4 protein-coding genes and 1 pseudogene are annotated in these 2,367 nt (G+C 70.0%); 2 read left to right on the forward strand and 3 right to left on the reverse strand.

What is annotated here, in order from left to right:
• The 3 genes and pseudogenes from RDU12_RS14920 to RDU12_RS14930 form a co-directional block, all read right to left on the reverse strand.
• Positions 1–200, reverse strand: a pseudogene (locus tag RDU12_RS14920) (transglycosylase SLT domain-containing protein); the annotation flags it as partial.
• A gap of 75 nt (positions 201–275) precedes the next feature.
• Positions 276–542: a helix-turn-helix transcriptional regulator gene (locus RDU12_RS14925; RefSeq protein ID WP_308685423.1), complete on the reverse strand. Its 267-nt coding sequence runs from the start codon at positions 540–542 to the stop codon at positions 276–278.
• A gap of 59 nt (positions 543–601) precedes the next feature.
• Positions 602–1,108 (reverse strand): helix-turn-helix transcriptional regulator, encoded by a 507-nt coding sequence (locus RDU12_RS14930; RefSeq protein WP_300293294.1) that lies wholly within the window; start codon positions 1,106–1,108, stop codon positions 602–604.
• A 251-nt stretch (positions 1,109–1,359) separates the two neighbouring features.
• Between RDU12_RS14930 and RDU12_RS14935 the strand changes: the two genes are divergently transcribed.
• Together RDU12_RS14935 and RDU12_RS14940 are read left to right on the forward strand one after the other, a co-directional pair.
• A complete protein-coding gene (locus RDU12_RS14935) occupies positions 1,360–1,971 on the forward strand; it encodes a GntR family transcriptional regulator (protein WP_300293296.1) in 612 nt (203 codons plus the stop codon).
• Positions 1,972–2,043: 72 nt separating this feature from the next.
• Positions 2,044–2,271, forward strand: coding sequence for a hypothetical protein (locus tag RDU12_RS14940; protein ID WP_292029740.1), 228 nt, complete (start codon positions 2,044–2,046; stop codon positions 2,269–2,271).
• The last annotated feature ends 96 nt before the right edge of the window (positions 2,272–2,367 follow it).

Genomic DNA, 2,367 nt, shown 5'->3' on the forward strand with positions numbered 1-2,367 from the left:
CGGATCGCCCGCGGGCTGCTGGCGATCCGGGCGGCGTCGGCGGCGTCGCGGGGGCGCCGGGCGGGCCGGGGACCGCGGTTCACGCCGATGGCCAGGGGATCGAACCGGCTTTCGGTCCAGGCGATGGCGGCCATGGTCTGCGGCGCCGCCTGGGGGGCGCAGGCCTGGGACAGGGCGAGGATGAGGTTGAGGTCCAGCAAGGCGGGCTCCGTTCAGGGCCCCAGCAAACCCGATCTCGCCCGCCGACCGCGACCCGCGGCCGGCCCGTCGGAGATCTACGGTAGGAAGCTGCGGGACTCCGGGTCCGGCCCGGTGCGGGCGGCGAGGCGGGCGACGGCCTGGATCCGGGTGCGCACGCCCAGAATTCGGCAGGCCCGCATCAGGTGTTCGTCGACGGTGCGGCCGGAGATGCCGAGACGCTTGCCGATCGCCGCCGAGGTGAGACCGCGGGCGGCGAGGGCGAGGCAGTCGCGTTGCCGCGCCGACAGGGGCTCGTCGGGGGCGGGCGGCGCGGCGTGCGGGCGCGGGGACGGCGGCGTCATGACCCCAGCAGAAGGCCGAACGAAATCCACGGCCAGACCGCAGCTTTCCGGCGGGGCGTCTACGGTCGGGAATTCCCGGGGCCGCCCTCGTCCTCGCCCCCGGCCGGCGAGACGAGCCTGGCGACCCGTGTTTCGAGCCAGTCCTGGGCCGCGCTGTCGCGGCGGACCGCCTGCAGCGCCAGGTCCTTCATGGTCCGGGTGAAGGCGTTGATCAGGGTGCGGGCGTCGAGCTCGTGGATGACGTCGCCGAGCGTCTCGTCAAACTCCTGCAGGGCGACGGTCAGGATGGTCATCAGCTTGTTGTCGGCGCTGCGCAGGGCGAACTGCGGCGAGCCGAGGGCGAGGGCCGCGAGGATGGCGTAGGGGTCGGAATCCGTAACCTCGGCAAAGCGATGGATGCGTTCAAGGTTGATGCGCCCGCCACCCGCCTCGAAATGTTCGTAGGACCGCAGGGCCATGCCCATGGCCTCGGCGACCTCGGCGGACTTCATGCGGCGATGGGCGCGGATCAGACGCAGGGCCGAAGACAGGGTCTCGCTCTGCGACTGACGTTCGGCGGGATCCATCGTCCGGACTCTTCCACATCCATGAGGCCGCCGGACTCATCCTTCCGTACCCCTGCTGGTTGAAAAATGGGGCAATCGCGCTTCAAATGAAAGTCGTGAAAGGCACGGGGCCGAAAGTCTTGCGCGCGTGCGCAAGAAACCTGCGCGCACCTTGCGAGACCTTGAAGAGCGTTAATGGATACACGATCACCCGCCGACCATGAGTCGCCGGACAGGTTCCGGGCCGGAGCGGCGTGGCCGGACCGGGGCCCGTGAAGGCGCGCGATCCCTATCATCTTGCGGTGGCCGCCCTGACGGATTTCACCTCCGAAGGCCGGTTCGGCTGGGGCCGGCCGCTGGTCGCCACCGCCCTGGCGAGCGAACTGGGCCTCAGCCCCACGCCGGTCCGCGAGGCCCTCGCCCGGCTCTCTGGCGAGGGCGTGCTGGAGCACCGGCCCGGCCATGGCTATTTCGCGCCGAGCCCGACAGCGTCGGACATCGCCGATCTCTATGAACTGCACTGGCGGCTGGCCGGATGGGCCATCGAGCGGATTCCGCCGGGCGCGCGGCCGCCACGCCTTGAGGCGTCGCCTCGCCCCCGGATCGAGGCCTTCTACGACAACCTGCTGGCCTGGGCGGGCAATGATGTGCTCGACCGGGTCTACCGCCGCACGGCGCTGCAACTGCGTCCGGTCCGACGGGTCGAACGCCACGTCGATCCGATCGCCGACGAAGCGGTCGCGCACCAGGAGGAACTCTTTCTCGAAGGCCGGATGAGCGATCTCAGGCTGGCGATCGATGCCTACCATCGGAACCGGATCGCGGCCGCCCAGTCCGTGTTTTCAGTCATGCGACGGTCGGCTGAAAGTATAGATCGAATATAGTTTGAAAATAGGACCTGGCGGGCGCGGACTGGCGCAACGGGGCGATGGGCCCCGTTGACAGGAGGTTACGTCATGAAGACCGCGACCACGCCGCACCTGATCGGTCTGGGCTCCGCCCGGACCGCCACCCGTGCGGACGCCACCGAAGGCGACATGGAGCAGATTCCGGTGCGACTCTATGAGAGCGCCGGCGTTCGCGCCGATCTCGTCCGGCTCGGCTCGGCCGAACAGGCCACCCGCGCCGATTCCACCACCGGGGATTTCGAACAGATCCCGGTGCGGCTCTGGCAGCAGGGCTGACGGCGGGGGCGCCGGCTTCGCGCCGGCGCCCCTCGTCTGTCCGGCCGCTTCGCCGATGACCCTGTATCTCCGACCTGACGTCCACGCCGTCGCCAT

Origin of the sequence: Brevundimonas sp., assembly GCF_031082345.1 — a bacterium.
In the GTDB taxonomy this organism is placed as follows: Bacteria; Pseudomonadota; Alphaproteobacteria; order Caulobacterales; family Caulobacteraceae; genus Brevundimonas.

Bases quoted from the DNA above. Each gene is read 5' to 3' on its own strand.
- RDU12_RS14925 (WP_308685423.1), bottom strand. From the start codon at position 542: ATGACGCCGCCGTCCCCGCGCCCGCACGCCGCGCCGCCCGCCCCCGAC.
- RDU12_RS14940 (WP_292029740.1), top strand. From the start codon at position 2,044: ATGAAGACCGCGACCACGCCGCACCTGATCGGTCTGGGCTCCGCCCGG.
- RDU12_RS14930 (WP_300293294.1), bottom strand. From the start codon at position 1,108: ATGGATCCCGCCGAACGTCAGTCGCAGAGCGAGACCCTGTCTTCGGCC.